We start from the raw sequence: 20723 nt of genomic DNA, 5'->3' as shown, positions 1-20723 counted from the left end.
TTTAAAAATAAATTGAATCAGCCTCATTTCGTTATCCGATCGTTAATCGGCTTATTGGCATCCAGTTTTTCGTTGCGAAAATGACACGTTTTGGAGGAAAGCCTCGCAAAAAAGATCATCCGAGGCGCTCATTTCGGCATGAGGACGACATCAGGCATGAGGCGTGAATCGCCTTCGGAGCGGCAGTGCCCCTGCCCCCGGAATCCGGCTATGTCAGGTGCGAGACGGCACGGCTGTCAGTGTTGCACGACAGGCGCCTGCTCAGGCTCGTGATGGCCGATACAGACCCTCACCTATGAAAAGCCATGCCGGAATGGTGTCGGTCGCGTAGCCATCACAAGCCACGCATGGACAAGCCAGATTACTGGCTCAATCCTGAGCTTCGTCGATCAGATGGCTGGTCAGATCGGCACCGCTCCCGCCCACGAGACCGCGCGCATATTCCTGTGCCGAAAAGGGACGCAGATCCTCGACCTGCTCACCCACGCCCACCAGATGCACTGGAAGTTTGAAGGCGTCAGCCAGTGCGACAACGATACCACCCCGTGCGGAGCCATCGAGCTTGGTCACGATCAGACCCGTTACATTCACGAGTTCACGGAAAACACGCACCTGCTCCATTGCATTCTGTCCGGTCGTGGCATCGAGCACCAGCAACACTGAATGAGGGGCGGTTTCGTCGAACTTCTTCATGACGCGGATGATCTTGGCGAGCTCTTCCATCAGCGCGCCCTTGTTGTGCAGACGCCCTGCCGTGTCGACGAACAGCAGGTCGGTTCCTGATTCACGCGCCTGCTTGATGCCTTCATAGGCGAGACCTGCGGCATCCCCACCCGGCTTGCCCGCAATGACAGGCGCGCCGGTACGCTCACCCCAGACCTGCAACTGCTCGACAGCAGCGGCACGGAAAGTGTCACCCGCCACCATCATGACCGAGCGTCCCTGATCCCGGAACCATTTGGCCATCTTGCCGATGGTCGTGGTCTTGCCCACGCCATTGACGCCCACCACGAGCACGACATGCGGCTTGTGCTCGGTCTTGAGCTCGAAGGGCTGGGCCACAGGTTCGAGCACGCGGGCGATTTCGGTGGCCAGAGCCTCCTGAATTTCCTCGGTCGTGACATTGCGACCAAAACGCGACGTGCGGAACTCCTCGATCACACGCCCGGCCACTGCGGGGCCGAGATCGGCTGCAATCAGCTCGTCCTCGAGTTCCTCCAGCGCTGTCTCGTCGAGATAGCGATGGGTGAGAGCAGCATTCAGCTTCTGCGTCGAGCGCGTCAGCCCCTGTTTCAGACGTGAGAAAAATCCGGCCATGTCAGTTGATCTCTGCTACCAGCCCTGCTTCGTCAAGGGTTCGGGCGACAAGGGTGAGGCGTGTGCCACGAACTGCCTGCCCACGCGACAGACGCACCGGCACGAAATGGGCCGAGTGGCCCCTGGTTGCACCCTCCATCAGGACATCGAGAGGGCGCCCCATCATACCGCGCCAATAGGCCTGCCGATTGGCCTCGCCTGCCTCACGCAGGGCCGCCGCACGCGCCTGACGTTTTGCATTAGGGACGCTGGGCATACGGGCCGCCGGTGTGCCTGGGCGCTCGCTATAGGGAAAGACGTGCAGATAGGGCAGTTCATGACGCACGACAAAATCGAGCGTCTCCTGCGCCTGAGCCTCGGTTTCTGTCGGGAATCCGGCAATCAGATCGGCCCCGATCGCGATATCGGGGCGCAGGCGCCGCGCCCGCGTGATCAGATCGGCAGCATCCTGCACCGAATGGCGACGCTTCATGCGCTTGAGCACCATATCGCTCGCTGCCTGTAGCGAGAGATGCAGATGCGGCAGAAAGCGGGGCTCCTCAGCCAGCAGATACCACAGATCGGCATCGACCGAGGCCGGATCGAGCGAGGACAGGCGCAGTCGGGGCAGTTCCGGCACGGCTGACAGCACGTCACGGCAAAGCGTGCCCAGTGCATGCGTGCCATCGAGATCCCGCCCCCAGGAGGCGATATCGACACCCGTCAGAACAATTTCATGATGGCCCGCCTCGACCAGCGCCCGGGCGCGGGCGATCACATCCCGGGTGGGCACCGAACGCGAGCGGCCGCGCCCATACGGGATGATGCAGAATGTGCAGCGATGGTCGCAGCCCTGCTGCACCTGAAGCAGGGCACGCACATGCCCGCCCGTTTCGACCACGGGGGAAGCGGGAGCGGGTGTAACCTGCATGATGTCAGCAACAGCCCCCTGCTGCTTAAGCGCGGTTTCCGACCAGCTGGCGGCCTCGAGCTTTTCGGTATTGCCCATTACGTGCGACACGCCGGGCAGGCTGGCCCAGTCCTGCGGGGCGATCTGGGCCGCACAGCCTGTCACCACAATACGCTTGCCGGGGTCATCACGATGGGCACGTCTGATAGCCTGACGCGCCTGACGTTCAGCACTTGTCGTCACCGCGCAGGTATTGACCACCACGACATCCGGCAAATGGCCGGTCAGGGCCTGCATACGCTCGCTTTCATGCAGGTTGAGGCGGCAGCCGAAGGTCAGAAGACGGGCATCGCTCATCCGTCATGCGTCCCGAGCGGATAAAGCCCCTCGAAAACATGGGTCGCCGGGCCGATCATGAGGACATGACCGTCTGCCTCGCGCCAATGGATACGCAGCGCACCGCCGTCCATTTCCACCTGGCACTCCCGGTCCAGAAGGCCGCGACGCACACCATTGACCACGGCAGCACAGGCTCCGGACCCGCAGGCCAGTGTCAGTCCGGCGCCACGCTCCCACACGCGCAGCCGAATGAAATCACGGGAGACGATCTCGGCGCAGCCGATATTGGCGCGTTCCGGAAAGAGCGCATCGCGCTCCAGCGCGGCGCCCTCGCGGTCCGCACGGTCCATCCCGTCAAAGAAGGTCGCATGCGGATTACCCATCGAGCAGGCCGCAGGGCTGCCCGGCAGGGGCAGTTCGACGGTATCCATCGCCTGCGACAGGGGGACACGCTGCCAATCCAGCGCGGGCACACCCATATCCACCCCGATTTCGCCCTCGGGCGTAATGAAACTCGGCAGCAATCCCGCGCTTGTCTGCAATACCGGCGCATTGCCAATAAGAGCAGCGACACAGCGTGAGGCATTGCCGCACGCCCCTGCTTCGGATCCATCAGGATTGTAGAAACGCACCCGGATATCGGCTCCATCGCGATCTGGCGCATCGAGCAGCACAAGCTGGTCACACCCGACGCCAAAGCGACGGTCACAGAGCCTGGACATGGTATGTAATGTGGCGTCGAAACGCTCGCGGCGCCTGTCGATAATGACGAAGTCATTGCCGAGGCCCTGCATCTTATGGAACCGGATCATCATATGGGCAGTTATAGTGGGTCCGGGCCGCCACGGCACGGGAAACCTCCGGTTTCTTGACGTAAATTTTCAAAGCCGACGCATCGCCCGTTGCGATGCAGGATAACCGACCCATGTTCATCGCCTCCTACGACACCCCCGCCACTGCACGCCATATCCGCCTTATCTGGTCGTGCCTTGATATGAGCCGGGAGGCGCTTGAAAACTGCCTGACACAACTGCCCACCGGATGCAGCCTGCTCGTTCGTGATGACATGATCGACTGGATGCATGGTCATGCCGCGCAGCATAATCTGCTGCGCCAGGGCCCTGGTGGCATTGAACGGCTAAGGCCCGATGGCAGCGTGGCTGAGACCATGACGCTCTATGAGCACTGCCTTCCATCGCAGATTGTCGACCACCCGGCCCGCTCCGTTGTGGCACTGGACATCGTGCTCAAGGACAGCACGGAAGAGGCATGGGACGAAACCGAAACCCTGATTGATCAGGGGCTCCCCTCGCAGGTGGCAGCCTCGGCGCTTGTTGGCACCGCGCAGGAAGTCGCGCAGCGCCTCAATGACTATCGCAAGCTTGGGCTGTTTGATGTCATCCTCACGGCGCCCCCATCCCGTGCGCCCTATCGCGAAGTGAGTGAGGCGCTGCAGCCGCTCCTGCGCCAGCAGGCCATACCGGTGGACCGTCACGCCCGCATTGCCGGGATTTCCGATGGTCCGTTTGAGTGGCACGGCGCAGCGCTCTGAACCCGGCCTTACATCGCCTGAGCGGGAAGCGCGCGTAAAGAGGCTGTCTGTCTTGACATGTGCCTGTCTTGACGTGTGCTTTTCATGGCGTCATCCCTGCGCGGGTTCTCGCAATGCCGCGAGCACGCCAGAGCAGAGACAGGCAGGACTGGTCCGATGACTGATACCCCGTCAGGGCTGCACCCGGCAGCCTTCACCCGCGCCAATAACGACCCCGACCGCAGTTTCTATGCTGGTCGTGGCGATTCAACGCAGATGGATGCGGGCGCCCGCACCGCGGTCACGGCCCTTTACCAGACCGCGCTTCCTGCCACGGGTGTCATACTCGACCTCATGGCCGGGACGATGAGTCACCTCCCTGCGGAGGCGCAACTTGAAACTGTGCTTGGGCTGGATGTGAACGGCAAGGCCCTTGAGGCCAATATCGCCCTGACACGACGGATCGAGCAGGATCTGAACGAAACACCGGCACTCGACCTGCCTGACGATACGCTCGATGCCGTGTGTCTGTGCGACGGGTTTGCCTATCTGACAAATCCGCTGGCCGTGCTGGAGGAGGTCAACCGCGTACTGCGACCCGGCGCGCCATTCATCATTACCTTCTCCGACAATTTCATCGCGCAGAAAGCCGTGGCCCTGTGGCAGGCTCTTGAGCCCGCCGACCGCACCCGTCTTGTCACGCTCTTGCTCGACAAGGCAGGTTTTGGTGATCTGGACACCGGAGAGGTCGTGCCCCCCGAGGACCTTACGGCGTGGAATGATACCGTCCATGCCGTGATTGGCCGCAAGAAACTCGCGGCCTGATCGGCTGCGTTCGACTTCATGTCAGAGGCCGGCCTTCGGGTAGGCCCGGAAAATAGGCGGCGTTCAGATATCCATCTGATCAAAGCCGCCAAGGGCTACTGGCATGACCTCACGCAGAAGGGTGACTGATTTCTCGAGCCCTTCCACTGCATCGAGCAATGGATCCTCATGCTCGATGGACAGCCAGCCATCATAGCCCACCATGCGCAGGCGATAGCAGAATTGACGCCACCATAGCGTGTCATGGCCGTAGCCAAGCGTGAGATACGACCAGGCACGTGCAGAGGGCAGACCCAGCGGGCCGTTTTCGAGATTCGATGTCACCCCCCGCCTCGCCTCATTGAAACCGGCATCCTTGGCGTGGACATGGAAAATGGCGTCACCCAGCGCATCGATAGCGGCGATCGGGTCCGCCCCCATCCAGAACATGTGTGACGGGTCGAGATTGGCCCCGATCATCGGGTCGAGCGCTTCGCGCAGGCGCAGGAAATTGGGAACGTTATAGGCCCATTGTCCGCCATGCAGTTCGAGCGCAATGCGCGTGATACCGTGATCAGGCGCCATACGCAGGATACGTTCCCAATAGGGCAGCAAACGCTCGCGCAACTGCCATTCCTTGGCGACCTGGCCTTCGGGCGGCCATGAACTCACCACCCAGTTGGGCAAACGGTCCCCCTCCTGCCCTTCCGGCAGGCCCGACATGGTACAGATCGTGCCGATACCAAGATCACCCGCCAGCCGGATCGTCTCCTCAAGATCCTGACCCTGACGCGTATCCACCGGGTGGAGAGGGTTGCCGTTGACGTTCAGGGCGATGATTTCGAGATCGCGCTGCTCGAAAGCACGCAGAAAACGCCGACGCGCTTCGGCGCTTTGCCTGAGTTCCATGAGATCGACATGCGGCGCCGGTGACCACCCGCCTGTATTGACCTCCACGCCCGACACGCCGAGCGCAACGGCCTGATCCAGCATGGCTTCGAAAGAAAGTTTGCCGAGACTGTCGGAAACGAAACCGATCTTCATGGCGTGACGACCCTTTCAGTGTGACGGGACTGGTGGAATGGCCCGCATGAGAGAATTTATATTCTCTTCTTACACCCGAATCGGAACATATATTCGTTATGAAATGATCATTTGGCTGTGATCGACTAACATTCCATCTAATGCCCTCCGGGCAATCCGGTCCTGTGGCGCAGATTACTGCCCGGTCGCACGGGCCAGTTGCAGGCAGCGCCTGAAGTGCCGGTCATTCAGCCAGTCCTGATTGCCCTGCCATTCGTGCCGCACCACGAGCAAGCTCCCGAGCACCTCGGCATAAGCCGGACATTCCGTGTCGTCCGCCGATGCCGCATGCTGGTGAATAGCGCTGATGGCGCTTTCTATCCGCGACGTGAACACGGCCGCCTCGACACCGGGGCCACGAAGCCAATGGGGACCGAGCCCAGTAAAGAACTGCGTAAGAATGTCGCGCAGTGCCGCAGGAAGTGCAGATCGCGCCGCAACACCACGCAGGAAAAGCAGGTTACGCCCAAGGGTCATGGTGGAGAGCAGACCATGCAGGTTGAGCTCCATGAACGGCGTGAGCGAGGCGCCTGCATAACGGATGACACGTTCCATGCCTTGGGTAATGAGCCCGATCCAGCGATTCTCGGCCGGCAGAAACCGCGGCGTCGCACAGATACGCTGCAATCCATGCAGGGCACGTCGTCGCAACAGGGCACATACCTGATAGATATTGAATGGCAGGATACAACGGAACACAAGCACCCCTGCCCCAAGCCCGAGCAGCAGGGCGATCGTGGCATTGAACCAGGTAAGCTCATTCATGCGCATATGGTTATCGAGACCAATCAGCGCGGGCAGGAAGGTATTATATGACCCCGCCGCGGTGGCAGTGGCTGGGTTGCGTGCCGCAAGCCCACCGATGAACATCAAAGGGGCCAGAGCTACGATCAGGGCCTCGAACCCCGTCCCGGTGGGAATAAGGAAGAATACCGGCAGGATGGAAGCCAGAGCGGCGAGACAGGCACCGTAGAAAAAGCGGTTGCTGACGAGCACGGTATTATCGGTGGTGGCAAACCGCCCCACCACCACAGCGATGAACGAGATAAACGCTGCCCCCTGTGGCCAGGCCGTGACCTCCCATACCAGTCCGGCCAGACAGATGGCAGCGGCAGAGCGCATGGCGTTATGGAATGCCGCATGAAAATGCAGCACGCGTCGCAGCCGATACCGCGCAGGAGTCGTGGCTTCGGTCGGACGGGCCTCGAAATAGATCAGCAGCGTGCGATATTCCTCCAGAATCAGGCGCATACCCTGAAGGATGATCGCGTCATCGGGGTTGAACCCTTCTCCCGGATGATCGGTCGCGCCAGCTTCGTCATGCAGGATGTCGCAGCGCGCAGCGAGCGCCTCGAGATCCCGACGCAGCGCCAGAAGCGTGTCAGCATCGTCCAGCCTTGCCGGTACGTTGCGGACAAAACGCGCCACCTCGGCCAGCCCCGCTCTGGCGCGTTCGGAAAGGACAAGCTGTGTGGAAAGTCGCGCCTGCATCCCCAATGCACGCGAGACGAGTCGCGACAGGATGCCGATCGTGGCATAGGCACAGGCGATTGCATGGTCACTGCGCCCAACCTCAACCACGGTAAATTCGAGTTGCTCGTTAAGACTGAGTGTTCGGCTGAACACGGCACGTATCGCCGCCTCGGGCGGCGGGGCGCCATCAAGCACATCACCGATGACCTTTGAGGCGGCCCCTATGGCCTCGATCAGCCAGCCGCGCATGGTACGTCTGGCCTTGACCGCCAGAGACGCCGAAAAGACCAGCCCCGCCACCATCTCGCACACGACACCCAGAAAAATATAGGTGCCGCGCGCCATGGCGATTTCAAACACATGATCGGGCGCGTTCAGGGCGCCGGTTGCAATAATGGCGCAGGTATAGGCCGCCAGCACAAAGGCATAGGCGCGGAAATTCTGGCACAGCGTCGCCAGCCCCGTGCAGAGCCCGGCCCAGAGTGCCAGCGCAGGAATGAACAGCCACGGAGCCTGGGGAAACGCCGAAACCAGCCCCACCGCGCCTGCCATGCCCAGCACGGTGCCGACCAGACGCCACCGACCCTTGGAGAGGCTCTCGCCACGTGAGCCCTGCGCCGTGATCCATACGGTCATGGCGGCCCATTGCGGTTCGCCCAGTTCCATCCAGAACGCGATTCCGAGCGCGACGAGCGAGGCGATAGTGTTGCGCAAGGCGAATTCGAACGCATTGCCGCTGGGGGCAAAAAGCCATTTCAAAGGCCATTGCTGCGCGTGCAGACTCAGAAACGCACCCTTTTGACGGGAGAAGAACGCGACGATCATGCGTGGCGTCTTACCCGAATTTAACGGTTTGTGTGGCAGCAATCGCTTCAATTTGGCGCGCATGTCCCATATATTGGGAGTGTGCCGAGTCAGGTTCCCGCAGAAGCGTTTTCAGCACGGGTGCCGTTTAATCCTAGATTTCAGCTCGCATATTCTTTATTGACCGCCTTCCTTACGCCGCGAGCCATGCTCGAACAGCGCATTCCTGTCTCGGCGTTCTCTCTTCGCACGATCCTGATTGAGTCCGAACCGCATGCCCTTTCCCGATACCGTACCGTCTCTAAGCCGCGCTCTGGCGGCACGCGGTTATGAAACACCGACCGCCGTGCAGGAAGCCGTTCTGCAGCCAGGCCTTGAGACACGGGATCTCCTCGTTTCCGCACAGACAGGATCGGGCAAGACGGTTGCTTTCGGTCTCGCCTTTGCCCCGACCCTCATTCCCGAGGGCAGTGAGCGCCTTCCGCCTGCCAACAGCCCGCTTGCTCTGGTGGTTGCACCAACGCGCGAACTGGCCCTGCAGGTGCAGACCGAACTTCAGTGGCTTTATGCCGAGACCGGTGCGCGTATCGTCAGCTGCATTGGCGGCACGGATGCCCGTCGCGAAGCCCGCAACCTGTCAAACGGTGCCCATATCGTTGTGGGGACGCCGGGCCGCCTGTGCGATCATCTGTCGCGCGGTGCCCTGAACCTGTCCGATCTGCGCGTGGTCGTGCTGGACGAAGCCGACGAGATGCTCGATCTGGGCTTTCGCGACGAGCTGGAGCAACTTCTGGATGCCGCGCCGGTCGAACGCCGCACGCTGCTTTTCTCGGCGACCATTGCCAAGGAAATCGCCAATCTGGCGCGCCGCTTCCAGAAAAACGCCGAGCGCATCAACACGGTCTCCACGTCCAAGCAGCATGATGATATCACGTATAAATGCGTGCTGACAGCGCCGAATGACATTGGTCGCGGTGTCGTCAATGTGCTGCGTTATTACGAGAGCCCGACCGCCATGCTGTTCTGCAACACCCGCGCCATGGTCGCGCAGGTGCAGGCAGCGCTGGTCGAGCGTGGCTTTGCCTCGGTCGCCATCTCCGGCGAAATGGGCCAGAACGAGCGTTCGCGCGCCATCGAAGCCCTGCGTTCGGGTGTGGCACGCGTTTGCGTGGCAACCGACGTGGCCGCACGTGGCATCGACATTCCGGCACTTTCACTCGTGATCCATGCCAATATGCCGAGCGAGGCAGCAACATTGCTGCACCGTTCGGGCCGTACGGGCCGTGCAGGCCGCAAGGGCACCTGCGTGGTCATGGTGCCTGTCAGCCAGCGTCGCAAGGCTGAGCGCCTGCTCTCCTTTGCCAAGATCAGCAATGCCGAGTGGGAAAGCGTCCCTTCGGCCGATGCCATCCTTGAGCAGGACGCCAAGCGCCTGATGGAAGACGAGACGCTTTTCGCGCCGTCGCAGGCCAATGAAGATGCCCTGGCATCGCAGCTGGCAAATGCACATGACGCGCATCAGCTCGCAACGGCCCTCGTGCGCCTGTACAAGAGCCGCCTGCCGAGCGTCGAGTCGATCCGTCCGGTCAGCGTCGACGCCCCTGCCCGTGGCATGCGCGACGATCGTGCACCCCGCGAGTTCACAGGCCGGGTGGACCGTATGGGCGGTGAGTGGTTCAGCCTCGCCATTGGTCGTACCGAACGTGCCGACCCGAAATGGCTTGTCCCCCTCATCTGCCGCCTGGGTGGTGTGACCAAGAGCGAGATCGGTGCGATCCATATCGACACGGATCACACACTCTTCGAGATTGCCCCTGACAGCGCCGAGCGTTTCCGCTCCTGCGTTGCCGGTGCCGATGCGGATGAAGCCAAGATCGAGCCGGCTTCCGCCCCGACTGGCCCTTCTGCCCCGCCGCGCGGCCCGCGCCGCCCGCGTGAGGGTGGCTTTGCTCCCCGTGGCAAGGGTGGCTTCCGCGGTGGTGACCGTGGCGGCGATCGCGGTGGCGACAGAGGTGAGCGTGGTGGTGACAGGGGTGATCGCGGCGACCGCCCTTCATTCCGCAAGGGCAACTCGGTCGGCAACGGCAAGGGCTCGTCGCGCAAGCGCTATTGATCGGATAAGAAGCGTTCGTCCGGGCGGTTGTGCCACCGGGCGACGGCTCTCGCGATCTGACGGGATTCTGTCCCGCTGCACCCCGCCTTGTGCGGGGTGTTTTGCGTTCAGGGGCCTGATTTTGCACCCATGATTTGAGGTAACTTCGTTGTTGCAATTAAATTGCAACAACATTTACTGACTCCACACCAATAGAGAGAGTCATTCTCAACTTCGATACTTCAATACTGAACAACGTTATTTCTATTGCACCCGCTTCTTTTCCATGCTTGAACAGCGTCACACAGCCTGCGGGGAGTGGCCATGCGCCCCTTCTGCGTGCAGGACAGAAAAAGGAGCCAACCATGCTTAAAGATCCGAAGGTTATCGAGCATCTGAACATCCAGCTCACCAATGAGCTGACGGCCATCAACCAGTATTTCCTTCATGCCCGCACCCTGAATCACTGGGGCGTCACCAAGCTGGGCAAGAAGGAATATGACGAATCCATCGAAGAGATGCGTCATGCCGACTGGCTGATCGAGCGCATCCTGTATCTGGGTGGCCTGCCGAACGTGCAGCGTCTGAACCAGATCCTGGTGGGTGAGAGCGTTGAGGAAATCCTCGCCTGCGATCTCAAGCTGGAAGAAAAGGCGCTGGCCGATCTGCGCGAAGGCATCGCCTATTGCGAAAGCGTGCGCGATTACGTGTCACGCGATCTGCTGATCCGTATCCTCGCGAACGAGGAAGAGCATGAGGATTTCATCGACCGTCAGTTCGATCTGATCAAGCAGGTCGGTATCCAGCGCTACATCACGCTGAACTCCTCGCCGGCTCCCGACCAGACCGCCGAGTAAGACAGAACCGGACATCCTGCCCCGGGCTTGCCCGCGCAGGACCCCGAAAACAAAAAACCCGTCAGCGTAGGCTGGCGGGTTTTTTCATGGCCGGTCGGATGTCCGGCCCCTATGGGCAGATCAGCAAGCCTGCCGACATGACGGTACGTCACCATGGCCCGGTGCGGGCGCCCTCACTCAGGCGTAAGCGGCGTTGCCTGCACCCTGATCGACTGTGTTGAAGGCCATCGCGGCTTCGTTCCTTTCGCGCAGCAGGCTACGCAGGGCACATACCACGCCGGGCACGCAATTGCCGCACTGGGCCTTGCACCCCTTGGAGGCATAGACCTCGCGCGCGCGCGAGGCCCCTCTGTTTACGGCATCAGCGATATCATGATTGGTCAGGGCGTTACACGAACAGACGATCATCAGCCATTCCACTTCAGAACGGCGCGACCCTAACAGCGTTTGAGAATAATTCTCAATGATAAATTGCGAGTGATTCTTAAAAAACATGTCATAGCAGTGTCAGACCCTGCCGGTTCAGCTCAGGAGGCGACCGATCACACGGGCCGTGTAATCCACCACAGGCACGATCCGCCCGTAATTGAGCCGTGTCGGGCCAATCACCCCGATGGCACCGACAATGCGATTCGTCTCGTTGCGCGCCGGTGCCACGACCATCGATACGCCCGACATGCCAAAAAACCCGCTCTCGGCACCGATATAGATCCGTACACCGTCCGATTCCTGCGCCAGCTGAAGCAGGCGCAGCATCGTTTCCTGCGCCTCCAGCCGCTCAAAGAGCATCTGGATGGTCGTGAGTTTCTCGATTTCGGTGATGTCGGTCAGCAGATTGCCCTGCCCGCGCAGATAGAGCGTGCCATGCTGCTCATCCCACATCGCAAGGCCGCTCTCGATCACGCTGGTCGCCAGCACATCCAGATCAGAGCGGTTCTGCTGCAAATTCTCCAAGACGCGCTGGCGCAAGGCACTCAGTGTCACATCGCCAAGCAGGGAGTTAAGATAATTGCCTGCCTCGACAAGGGCTGATGGCGGCAGACCCGGTGGCGTTTCAATCACGCGGTTCTCGACCTGACCATCAGCGGCCACAAGGATCACCAGAGCCTTGCCCGGACCAAGCGCGACAAATTCTATATGCTTGAGGGCGCCATCGCCCTTGGGGGCCAGAACCAGACCGGCTGCTGCCGAAAGCCCTGAAAGCATGGAAGAAGCCTCAGCCAGCGTCTCCTGCATGGATCGCCCCTTGAGCGCCAGACGCCCGGCAATCTGGGCGCGCTCCAGTTCATCGAGCGCGCCGAACTGCAACAGGCCATCCACGAATAGTCGCACGCCTTTCTCGGTGGGCAGGCGACCCGCCGAGACATGGGGGCTGAACAGCAATCCGGCCTGGGTCAGCTCCGCCATGACATTGCGTATGGTCGCGGGAGAGAGCGAGGGCGTCAGGCGCTGGGCAAGCGTCTTGCTGGCCACGGGATCACCCGTCTCCATGTACTGTTCGACAATCTCGCGCAGCACATTCGCCGACCGGGCATCCATGCCACCCGGCAGGTTTGAGAGATCGATCATGCCCTGCCCCTTTTCCCAACGCGCCAGCTGACTTCCTGTCACCGTCCCGAGCGACTAGACCTGTCACGACGTGTCCTGTCCATCCGCTTCGGAGTCGTGCCGATGACCCGCGTTGCAGCCTTATATATCCATCCTGTCAAAAGCCTGCACCGGGTTGATATGACGGCACTCGAACTCGACCCCTGGGGGCCGCGTGGCGACCGACGCTGGCTCGTGGTCGCGCCAGACGGCCGCTTCATGACGCAGCGCCAGCATCCGGCCATGGCACGCATCCTGACGGCGTTAAACGGTGAGACACTTCACCTGACCGTTAGCGACGGCTCGGCGCTGAGGATCGATCCGCCTGCCCCTCAGGCACCCGCAATGACAGTGAGCGTCTGGAAAGATCATGCCATTGCGGCACGGGATGCCGGAGACGAGGCAGCGGCATGGCTGAGCGCTATTCTCGGCACGACGTGCAGGCTCGTGCATATGGCCGACCCGGCCCATGCCAGACCAACCGAGTTTGGCAGTGTGAGCTTTGCAGACGGGTTTCCCCTGCTTGTTACCAACACGGCGTCACTCGAGGACCTCAACGCCCGTCTCGATCAGCCCGTGCCGATGGAGCGTTTCAGGCCCAATATCGTCATCGAGACCGATCAGCCCTGGGCTGAGGATGAATGGCGCTCCATCCGGATCGGTACAGTTGAACTCGACCTGGTCAAACCCTGCAGCCGCTGCATCGTCACCACCATCGATCAGGAGAGCGGGACGATTCCTGTTCCGCGCGAGCCACTCAAGACCATGACCGGGTTTCGCCACCGTCCCGGTGGAGTCATGTTCGGCCAGAATGCGGTCATCCGCCACGCAGGGACCATCCGCCTTGGCGATGCGGTTGAACTGATCGGCTGAGCGGGTCGGCCAGGCACGACGCCGTGTCCGATTATGCAACCGCCTGACCTTCATCGTGGGGCGCGTGCCTTGCGCAATGCCTTGAGCGATGGCGGTAACGGCAGGGTCCCGGACGGGGCTGACCCGCATGATTCCGACTTGTCATTCGGCTTTGTCATTCAGGGCCCCAGGCGCTAAAGCTGCACCCGACCGCATCTCTGCGCTTGAAACGAGGAAAACGCTCCATGTCCAGCACCCGCCCTTCAGGCCGCAAGGCCGACGAGAACCGCGTCGTCTCCATCGAGCCGGGTTTTGCCCGCCATGCCGAGGGCTCCGTGCTGATCCGCGTGGGTGGCACCGAGGTTCTTTGTGCAGCCTCGATCGAAAACCGCGTGCCGCCTTTCCTGCGTGGTCAGGGCCAGGGCTGGATTACCGCGGAATACGGCATGCTGCCGCGCGCGACGCATACCCGTGGCAACCGTGAAGCGGCCAAGGGCAAGCAGTCGGGCCGCACGCAGGAAATCCAGCGCCTTATCGGCCGCGCTTTGCGCGCCTGTGTGGATTTGCGTGCTTTGGGTGAGATGACCATCACGCTCGATTGCGACGTGCTCAACGCCGATGGTGGCACGCGCTGCGCCGCCATCACAGGCGCCTGGGTGGCCCTTGCCATTGCTCTCGACAAGCAGATCAAGGCTGGCGTGCTCAAGCGCTCGCCCCTGCGTGCGCAGGTGGCTGCGGTCTCTTGCGGTCTGACCGATGCCGGCGCTGTGCTCGATCTCGATTACATCGAAGACAGCTCAGCCCAGGCCGATACGAATTTCGTTCTGACCAGCGAAGGCGGCATTGTCGAAATTCAGGGCACGGCAGAAGACGCACCGTTCAGCGAAAGCGAATTCGCGTCGCTGATGACGCTTGCGAAGCTGGGCACGTCGCGCCTGTTCGTTGCCCAGCGCGAGGCGCTTGAGAGCGTGACAAACAGCAGCGCTGCAAACGGAAAAACGGCGTGAGCAGCGCGGCGCCAGCCGACATGACCGCGCCCGGCCAGCGGGTTCTCAGGCGGGGCGAGCGCGTTGTGCTCGCCAGCCACAACAAGGGCAAGCTGGCTGAATTCCGGGTTCTGCTGGCCGATAGCGGCATCGAGATCGTCTCGGCGGCGGAGCTCTCCCTGCCCGAGCCGGAAGAGACGGCTGACAGTTTCGAGGGCAATGCCGCCATCAAGGCACTGGCTGCAGCGCGCGCGACGGGGATGCCTGCCCTGTCTGATGATTCCGGGTTCTGCGTCAGTGCCCTTCAAGGGCGTCCCGGCGTCTATTCAGCCCGCTGGGCCGGCCCGGGTGGTGACATGCAGGTGGCCATGCAGCGCGTTCATGACGAAATGAACGGGGCGTCCGATCGCTCAGCCTCCTTCGTGGCTGTGCTCTGCGTTGCCTGGCCGGATGGTGTGACGCGCTTTGCGGAAGGTCGTTGCGAGGGAGCGGTCTGCTGGCCGCCACGCGGCGCGCAGGGCCATGGTTACGACCCGATTTTCATCCCCGAAGGTGATTGCCGCAGTTTTGCCGAACTCTCGGCGGAAGAAAAGAACGCGACCAGCCATAGAGGTCGTGCGTTGGCCCGGTTTCTGGAGACCTGCGTTGCGCCCGATGGCGACTGAATTCCAAAAGGAGTACCCGTCATGAAGAAAGGCTTGTTCCTTTTTCCGGCCTGCGCCCTTGCCTCCTTCGTGGCGGCAGCCCATGCGGCGCCCATTTTCGATCCAACCGGCTTTGACCTGCGTGAGACAAGAGCCTTCAGCATGTCGGTCCTGCCCGCCAGTGCACTGGGACAGGCCAAGGCAGAATCTCCCTATCGCCTGACGCCCGACGGAATTGCCCTGACCAGCCCGGCGCGCAAGCCAACTGCCTATCATGCGCGCCAGCCCCGGACGGAATTCTCGGAATCCCGCCCCTGGCGTGTCCGTGATGCCGAGGCCTTGCTCGACGCAACACTCCATATTGATCGCTTTCCCAAGCGCGGCAATGTGGTGCTCGCGGAACTGACCACGGATGAGGATGCCGCACCGATCCTGCGTATTCTCGTTGATGGCGATCGTCTGGTGCTTCATGGTCAGGTCGAAAACATCCCGGAAAACGGCGTCGTTCTCGGAACAATGGATGATACGCATACGACTCATATCGTGGTGCATACCCGCCCTGACGGAACAGTCATGGTGGGGACAAATGGCACGGCAAGCGAATTCCGCCTGTTTCCCAAGGCCACGGGTATCCCGGTGATGTTCAGAACAGGGGCGCATGTCGTGAACGATATTGGCACCACGCCTGATGAGGTCGAGATCACGCTCACTGGCCTGAGCGTCCACCATGGCGCCGCGCAATCAGGCCTTCGCTCGTAAGACCACAATCCCGAATACCACGAAGACAACACCGGTCAGGCGGTTGAACGCCCGCCTGACCGGCCGACGCATCAGGAAGCGTGAAAGCGACCTTCCACCCAGCCCATACAGGGTAAGCCATAATCCGTCAGAGACCAGATAGGTCGCGACCAGTATGCCGAACTGGGGCAGAACCGGTTGATGATGGTCGATGAATTGCGGAAAGAATGCGGCCGCAAAAAGCAGCAATTTGGGATTGCTGATACCGACAAGAAACCCTGTGCGATACAGCATCCAGACACTGACACGCTGCAACTGCCCGATACCCGCCCCGGGTGATTCGGACATATCGCTGGCGCGCCATGCCTTGATACCGAGATAGACAAGGTAAGCTGCACCGGCATAGCGAATGACGTCGAACAGCCGGGGCATGGCGACCAGTATCGCGCCTATACCCATGACGGACAAAACCAGGGCCAGCAGCAGCGCAGTGACACACCCCGCCATGGCGGCAGTGCTGCGGCGGAACCCCACCTGAACACTACGCCCAAGCGCATGCATCATGTTCGGCCCTGGTGTCGCCGAAATGAAAAACACCGTGACAACGAAAAGCCACCAGGTTTGCAGGGTCATCCAAGGTACCATTTCACGCTGAAGAACTGTGCGAGCAGCAAAGATAGCCGATAACACGCGGTCACCAAGCGCAAAGATCACCTTGCAGCAATCGAACAGCCCTGCCTCGCCTGCCCGTGCACATCCGGAAGCCGGCATGACCCTTCAGGCAGCAGAGACGCCCCCATACAGAGCGGGGGCTCCTATCCGTGCGATCTGACGGATCCAGGCTCCAAAACAGCCGCGATCCCTTTACCCTTCGAGCGACTGAAGCTCGAAGAGCCGTCGATAGATACCCCCTTCGCGCCGCACCAGCTCCGCATGGGAGCCATCTTCCTTCAATGTGCCCTTGCTGAAGACGAGGATACGGTCCAGTTCCATGACCGTAGACAACCGATGCGCCACCACAATCACCGTGCGGCCGGCCATCAGGCGATGCATGGCGTCCTGCACCAGCACTTCGGACTCGGAATCGAGGCTGGACGTTGCCTCATCAAAAATCAGCAGTGGCGCATCAGCCAGAAACGCGCGGGCAATTGCCACGCGCTGACGCTCACCGCCAGACAGCTTGACCCCACGCTCACCGACCAGCGTGGCATAGCCTTCCGGCAGGCGTTCGATAAAGGCGCTGGCATTGGCCAGTTGCGCGGCATGCTCGATTTCGGCCTGCGTCGCCCCCGGCCGGGCATAGGCAATATTTTCCGCAAGCGAGCGATGGAACAGCATCGGCTCCTGTGGAACAATCGCGATATGGGCCCGCAATGAGTCCTGCGTGACATCGCGCACATCGACGCCATCAATCAGCACCCTGCCCGCACTGGTGTCATACAAGCGCTGAATGAGCTTGGTGAAGGTCGTCTTGCCCGACCCGCTTGGCCCGACAAGGGCAACACGCGAACCGGGTGCAATCGAGACATCAAGATCGCGATAGAGCGGCGTGTCCTGCCCGGGATACTGGAATGTCACATCCTCGAAACGCACGTGCCCTTGGGTGAAAGCCGCCTTTTCGGCCCCCTTGCGGTCCTGCACGCCCGGTGCCTCATCAAAAATCGCGACCAGTTCTTCCATCTCGTTGACAGAGCGCTGGACCTGGCTGACCTGCTGACCCAGATCACGCAGATAGCCCTGCACCAGAAACACCATGGTCAGCACATAGGCCACATCGCCGGGTCCGGCCTTGCCTTGCCACCATTGCCAGACGATCAACGCCACCAGAAGCATACGCATGACCAGCGAGGCAAAGCCCTGCAGATTGGCGCTGTTGGTCCCCCTGATCCAGGTCCGCGCTGTACGCCCGCTCCAGGCGCGCAACACGCGGTCCAGCCGGCGTTCCTCGCGATGTTCGGCGCCGAAAGCCTTGACCACGGCATTGCAGGTCACAGCATCCGCGATGGCCGCGCCCACTTTCGTATCCCAGCGATTGGCCGCACGCGCCGATGGCGCCACGTAGCGCAGTGTCAGCACCACGGAGAGCCAGGTGAACAGCACAACAGAAAGTGCCAGCACGGCCCCCATGAACGGAGAGTGCCATGCCAGAACAAGCGTGGTGCCGGTCAATACCAGCACCTCCGGGGCGATCAGCAGCAGCAAGGTGTCGTCGAGTGTGTCGATGGCCCACATGCCGCGGGTCAGTTTGCGTACGGTGGACCCTGCAAAATTATTGGCATGCCAGTCGGTCGAAAAGCGCTGTACGCGCGCAAAGCCCTGGGACAGGGCGCGCTGCATGATGGCAAGGCTGAGATGGGTGATGCCTAGATAGGAGGAGCGCCGCCCGAGAAGCCCCACCAACCCAAGCGCGATCAGCCCACCCACCATGAACAGCGCATCATTGCGCAAGGCCATTTGAGCGGCGTCGTGAGGGGCACCGCCGGTATGGCTGGAGATATCGGTTACCAATCGGCCCGACAGGACCGGCGTCGCCACATCGGCGATGGTGGCGAGCGCAATACCCAGTACGGTGCGTGTCAGGAAGGCCGGATGCTCAAGCCATCGGCGCATGACAAAGCGCACGATATCGACAAAGGCGATATCACGTTTCTGGCGGGTAGTCTGGTCGGTGTCGGACACGAAAGAAAGCTCCTCCGCCTGACGATCGACCGGGCGGGCATACTGGAAGTCTGGTGCGGGAAGCGCTTATTGTGGGGTGTCGATCGCCCTTATGCAACATGATGAAATGGTTCTGATGTCTCTTCCCTCGGCCAAAAGACCCATGACTCGTGTTCAGGCCCGCCAGTTCATCACCGCTCTGGCCGAATCCATGCCCGATGCCGAAAGCGAGCTGGTCTACACCGACGCCTTTTCGCTTCTCGTGGCCGTTGTGCTCTCGGCGCAGGCGACGGATAAATCGGTCAACAAGGTCACGATCGGCCTGTTCCGTGACGCACCGGATGCAGAGGCCATGGTAGCGCTGGGCGAAGAAGGCATCGCTGCACATATCCGCACCATCGGACTGTGGCGTGCGAAGGCGAAGAACGTGCTCAGGCTATCCGAGCAGCTTCTCGCCCTGCATGGCGGGGCGGTCCCCTCGGATCGGGCCGCGCTGGAGGCTTTGGCAGGCGTCGGGCGCAAGACCGCGAGCGTGGTGCTGAACGTGATGTTTGGCGAGAGCGCCATGGCCGTGGACACGCATATCTTCCGGCTTGGCAACCGTACCGGTCTGGCGCCTGGCAAGACGACACGCGCCGTTGAAGAAGGGCTGATCAAACGCATCCCGCCTGACATGCTGCGCCCCTCACATCACTGGCTGATCCTGCATGGGCGTTATGTGTGCAAGGCACGCAGCCCCGAATGCGGAGTCTGTGTTGCCTACACGCCTTGCCTTTTCCCGCTCAAGAACCAGATCAGAAATGGCATCAGAAACAAAGGAGAGACTGCATGAGCACCTATATCGTCTTTACCCGCGAAGAGACGCTCGACCAGAACGAGCTCGACACTTATTTCTCTCTCGTTGCCGAGACATTCGAAGGTCATCCCATCAAGCCGATCGTGGCTTATGGCGCACAGAAATCTCTCGAGGGTGATGAGCCCGAGGGCATAGTCATTGTGGAATTCCCCGACAAGGCATCGGCGCTGGCCTGGTATGATGGCGATGCCTATCGCAAGGTGCGCGAGCATCGCTTTGCCGGAGCAAGGTATCGCGCCACCCTGGTTGAGGGCGTATAACACCCACGCGGTGCAAGGCTTTCAGGCTGCATTCTGACAGCCTGAGAGAGTCTAATTTCCGCTCAGCGCCGGAATGGCCCCCATTGCCTTCAGATCCCATCGGATCTGGAACGGCTCGGTACCCTTGTAGGCACCAACATGAACATGGGGGTTGCGCGCGAACCCGTTATTGCTGTCAAGCGCCACGACATCGCCCGCTTTTACATGATCGCCCTTCTTTACCCTGATATCGCCAATATGGGCATAGATCACGTTCATGCCATCTGCTCTGGTGAACATGATGACGCTGGCTGGGGGTTTACCCATTTCGCCCGGACTATTGGTCACCGGATTCATGTGGATATAGGTCACGATTGAGTCGAAAGGCGCATGCACGGTCTTGTGCCAGCCATACCAGTCCTCATTCTTTTCTCCGAGCCCGCGATAGAGCTTGTTATAGCCGTGCGTGGCGTCAGCCGCCCCCCCTACGATCATGCAATCAGTTCCAAGCGCATCACCCGTACCGAAGAGCTGCCCCACAGGATGCTCCGTGCAGGCGAATGGCTCGTGGAAGAGTGGCGCAAGCGTCACCTGATGGATTGGACTTGCAGGCGATGCTTTCTCCCCCAACCCGGGTGGGAGGCCCATCGCCTGTAACTGCTGATGCCAGGCATCGGGTTGCATTTTATCTACCGGTGCGGCGCGCCCGTTCGACAAGCCGATCAGCAACCCGACCATTATCATGCCAAGACCATTCAACGTGGCCATGATGCCTCTCTCGCTCATACAGGTCTCTCTCCCTTTCCAGTCAAAAACAGGCAGTCATTCTGGGACCGGATGAGCAGGCTAGCCCTATACAATACGATATCGCAATGGTTCAGCGTAATGCCTCTGGTCCAACGCGACCCGGGAGGTAAACCATGGTTTTGTGCATGACATAATGTGAGAAGCTGGACGAAGGGCGTGCGTTCACG

20 protein-coding genes are annotated in these 20723 nt (G+C 61.0%); 10 read left to right on the top strand and 10 right to left on the bottom strand.

What is annotated here, in order from left to right; translation table 11 throughout:
• Positions 1–369: 369 nt before the first annotated feature.
• From ftsY to dapF, 3 genes are read right to left on the bottom strand one after another with little or no spacing between them, the layout of a single operon-like run.
• Complete coding sequence (ftsY, locus tag ED655_RS13460; RefSeq protein ID WP_122050603.1) at positions 370–1317, bottom strand: signal recognition particle-docking protein FtsY; 948 nt, start codon at positions 1315–1317, stop codon at positions 370–372.
• A gap of 1 nt (position 1318) precedes the next feature.
• Positions 1319–2563, bottom strand: coding sequence for a tRNA (N(6)-L-threonylcarbamoyladenosine(37)-C(2))-methylthiotransferase MtaB (mtaB, locus tag ED655_RS13455; protein WP_122050602.1), 1245 nt, complete (start codon positions 2561–2563; stop codon positions 1319–1321).
• Entirely contained in the window at positions 2560–3360 is an 801-nt protein-coding gene (gene dapF / locus ED655_RS13450) for a diaminopimelate epimerase (protein ID WP_122050601.1), read from the bottom strand. Before dapF ends, mtaB begins: the two co-directional genes overlap by 4 nt.
• A 110-nt stretch (positions 3361–3470) precedes the next feature.
• On the opposite strand from dapF, the gene ED655_RS13445 reads away from it, so the two are divergent.
• The gene (locus ED655_RS13445) at positions 3471–4097 is read left to right on the top strand and encodes a hypothetical protein (RefSeq protein ID WP_122050600.1); all 627 of its coding nucleotides are present in this window, start codon (positions 3471–3473) and stop codon (positions 4095–4097) included.
• 156 nt (positions 4098–4253) lie between these two features.
• A complete protein-coding gene (locus ED655_RS13440; protein WP_023979383.1) occupies positions 4254–4901 on the top strand; it encodes a class I SAM-dependent methyltransferase in 648 nt (215 codons plus the stop codon).
• A 63-nt stretch (positions 4902–4964) separates the two neighbouring features.
• On the opposite strand, the gene ED655_RS13435 is transcribed toward ED655_RS13440, so the two are convergent.
• Positions 4965–5924, bottom strand: a complete 960-nt coding sequence (locus tag ED655_RS13435) for a sugar phosphate isomerase/epimerase family protein (protein ID WP_122050599.1) — start codon at positions 5922–5924, stop codon at positions 4965–4967.
• A gap of 174 nt (positions 5925–6098) precedes the next feature.
• Positions 6099–8261: an FUSC family protein gene (locus ED655_RS13430; protein WP_162993532.1), complete on the bottom strand. Its 2163-nt coding sequence runs from the start codon at positions 8259–8261 to the stop codon at positions 6099–6101.
• Positions 8262–8514: 253 nt separating this feature from the next.
• Here ED655_RS13430 and ED655_RS13425 point away from each other — a divergent pair, with 253 nt between their 5' ends.
• Positions 8515–10353, top strand: coding sequence for a DEAD/DEAH box helicase (locus tag ED655_RS13425; RefSeq protein WP_122050597.1), 1839 nt, complete (start codon positions 8515–8517; stop codon positions 10351–10353).
• 344 nt (positions 10354–10697) lie between these two features.
• Complete coding sequence (gene bfr / locus ED655_RS13420; RefSeq protein ID WP_023979379.1) at positions 10698–11189, top strand: bacterioferritin; 492 nt, start codon at positions 10698–10700, stop codon at positions 11187–11189.
• A gap of 177 nt (positions 11190–11366) precedes the next feature.
• On the opposite strand, the gene ED655_RS13415 is transcribed toward bfr, so the two are convergent.
• Positions 11367–11597, bottom strand: coding sequence for a (2Fe-2S)-binding protein (locus ED655_RS13415; RefSeq protein ID WP_023979378.1), 231 nt, complete (start codon positions 11595–11597; stop codon positions 11367–11369).
• A 114-nt stretch (positions 11598–11711) separates the two neighbouring features.
• Positions 11712–12758: a heat-inducible transcriptional repressor HrcA gene (gene hrcA, locus ED655_RS13410; protein WP_240993672.1), complete on the bottom strand. Its 1047-nt coding sequence runs from the start codon at positions 12756–12758 to the stop codon at positions 11712–11714.
• 102 nt (positions 12759–12860) lie between these two features.
• On the opposite strand from hrcA, the gene ED655_RS13405 reads away from it, so the two are divergent.
• The 4 genes from ED655_RS13405 to ED655_RS13390 all read left to right on the top strand — a co-directional run bounded on the left by ED655_RS13405 (position 12861) and on the right by ED655_RS13390 (position 16017).
• Positions 12861–13649, top strand: a complete 789-nt coding sequence (locus ED655_RS13405; RefSeq protein ID WP_122050596.1) for an MOSC domain-containing protein — start codon at positions 12861–12863, stop codon at positions 13647–13649.
• Positions 13650–13873: 224 nt separating this feature from the next.
• Positions 13874–14635, top strand: a complete 762-nt coding sequence (rph, locus tag ED655_RS13400) for a ribonuclease PH (protein ID WP_122050595.1) — start codon at positions 13874–13876, stop codon at positions 14633–14635.
• A 20-nt stretch (positions 14636–14655) separates the two neighbouring features.
• Positions 14656–15279, top strand: coding sequence for an RdgB/HAM1 family non-canonical purine NTP pyrophosphatase (gene rdgB / locus ED655_RS13395; RefSeq protein WP_122050665.1), 624 nt, complete (start codon positions 14656–14658; stop codon positions 15277–15279).
• A gap of 21 nt (positions 15280–15300) precedes the next feature.
• A complete protein-coding gene (locus ED655_RS13390) occupies positions 15301–16017 on the top strand; it encodes a hypothetical protein (protein WP_122050594.1) in 717 nt (238 codons plus the stop codon).
• Here the strand turns inward: ED655_RS13390 and ED655_RS13385 are convergent.
• A complete protein-coding gene (locus ED655_RS13385) occupies positions 16000–16767 on the bottom strand; it encodes a LysE family translocator (RefSeq protein ID WP_240993671.1) in 768 nt (255 codons plus the stop codon). The genes ED655_RS13390 and ED655_RS13385 overlap by 18 nt on opposite strands.
• A 93-nt stretch (positions 16768–16860) precedes the next feature.
• Complete coding sequence (locus ED655_RS13380) at positions 16861–18675, bottom strand: ABC transporter ATP-binding protein (RefSeq protein ID WP_240993670.1); 1815 nt, start codon at positions 18673–18675, stop codon at positions 16861–16863.
• 142 nt (positions 18676–18817) lie between these two features.
• Between ED655_RS13380 and nth the strand changes: the two genes are divergently transcribed.
• A complete protein-coding gene (gene nth, locus ED655_RS13375; RefSeq protein ID WP_122050662.1) occupies positions 18818–19486 on the top strand; it encodes an endonuclease III in 669 nt (222 codons plus the stop codon).
• Entirely contained in the window at positions 19483–19770 is a 288-nt protein-coding gene (locus ED655_RS13370) for a DUF1330 domain-containing protein (protein ID WP_122050593.1), read from the top strand. Before nth ends, ED655_RS13370 begins: the two co-directional genes overlap by 4 nt.
• A gap of 51 nt (positions 19771–19821) precedes the next feature.
• Here ED655_RS13370 and ED655_RS13365 read toward each other — a convergent pair whose 3' ends face one another.
• On the bottom strand, positions 19822–20535 hold the full coding sequence (locus tag ED655_RS13365) for a M23 family metallopeptidase (RefSeq protein ID WP_240993669.1): 714 nt from the start codon (positions 20533–20535) through the stop codon (positions 19822–19824).
• Between the last annotated feature and the right edge of the window lie 188 nt (positions 20536–20723).

It is taken from the genome of Asaia bogorensis (assembly GCF_900465345.1).
GTDB classification, from domain to species: Bacteria; Pseudomonadota; Alphaproteobacteria; order Acetobacterales; family Acetobacteraceae; genus Asaia; species Asaia bogorensis_A.
The sequence above is the reverse complement of the archived record's forward strand: the minus strand, read 5'-3'. Positions and strand labels throughout refer to the sequence as shown.